A 1,063-nucleotide genomic window follows, 5' to 3' on the forward strand; every position below is an offset into this window, starting at 1 on the left:
CGGCGATGTTGAAGGTCTCGTTGGCGGCAAGGCCGCCGAGATCGGTCGCCGTCACCCTGACGCCATAGGTGCCTGACGTCGTCGGCGTGCCGGAGAAGGTCCGCGTCGAGGCGTTGAAGCTCAGCCATGACGGCAGCGCCGTGCCATCGGCGGCGGTTGCCGAATAGGTCAGCGTCTCGCCGCTGTCGACATCGGTGAAGGTCGTCGTCGGCAGGGTGAAGGAGAAGGCGGAGCCGACCGTGGCATTCTGGGTCGCTGTCTGCACCGCCAGCACCGGCGCATCATTGGCGCCATGGATGGTGATGGTCAGGTTTGCCGTGGCCGTGGCGCCGCCACTGTCGCGCATCGTATAGCTGAAGACATCGCTCAGCGTGTTGGTCGACTGCCGCAGCGCCTGGACGGCGGCATTGCTCTCGTTGATCGTATAGCTGTAAGCGCCCGATGCATTGAGCACGAGGCTGCCGTAAGTGCCGTTCAGCGCCGAGCCGAGCGTACCCGACGTCGCACCGAAGACAACCGCCGTGACGGTCTTGGTGTCACCGGCATTCGGATCGGTGTCGTTGGTCAGCACATTGCCGCTGGCAACCGCGCCTCCCGAACCATTGGCCACCCCGCCCTTCTCGGTCGCATCACCTGCATCGGCAACCGCCGTCGGCGGCGTGTTGCCTTGCGTTGACACGGCGATGTTGAAGGTCTCGTTGGCGGCAAGGCCGCCGAGATCGGTCGCCGTCACCCTGACGCCATAGGTGCCTGACGTCGTCGGCGTGCCGGAGAAGGTCCGCGTCGAGGCGTTGAAGCTCAGCCATGACGGCAGTGCCGTACCATCGGCGGCGGTTGCCGAATAGGTCAGCGTCTCGCCGCTGTCGACATCGGTGAAGGTCGTCGTCGGCAGGGTGAAGGAGAAGGCGGAGCCGACGGTGGCATTCTGGGCCGCCGTCTGGACGGCCAGCACCGGCGCATCATTGGCGCCATGGATGGTGATGGTCAGGTTTGCCGTGGCCGTGGCGCCGGCGCTGTCACGCATCGTATAGCTGAAGACATCGCTCAGCGTATTGGTCGACTG

The 1,063-nt window shown here is 65.4% G+C and carries 1 protein-coding gene; it reads right to left on the bottom strand.

Annotation, left to right across the window (positions count from 1 at the left end):
- The coding region (locus EFR00_RS32780) for a putative Ig domain-containing protein (protein ID WP_208655998.1) at positions 1–1,063 on the bottom strand (1,063 nt) is incomplete at both ends.

Origin of the sequence: Rhizobium sophoriradicis (assembly GCF_003939025.1) — a bacterium.
Lineage (GTDB): Bacteria > Pseudomonadota > Alphaproteobacteria > Rhizobiales > Rhizobiaceae > Rhizobium > Rhizobium sophoriradicis.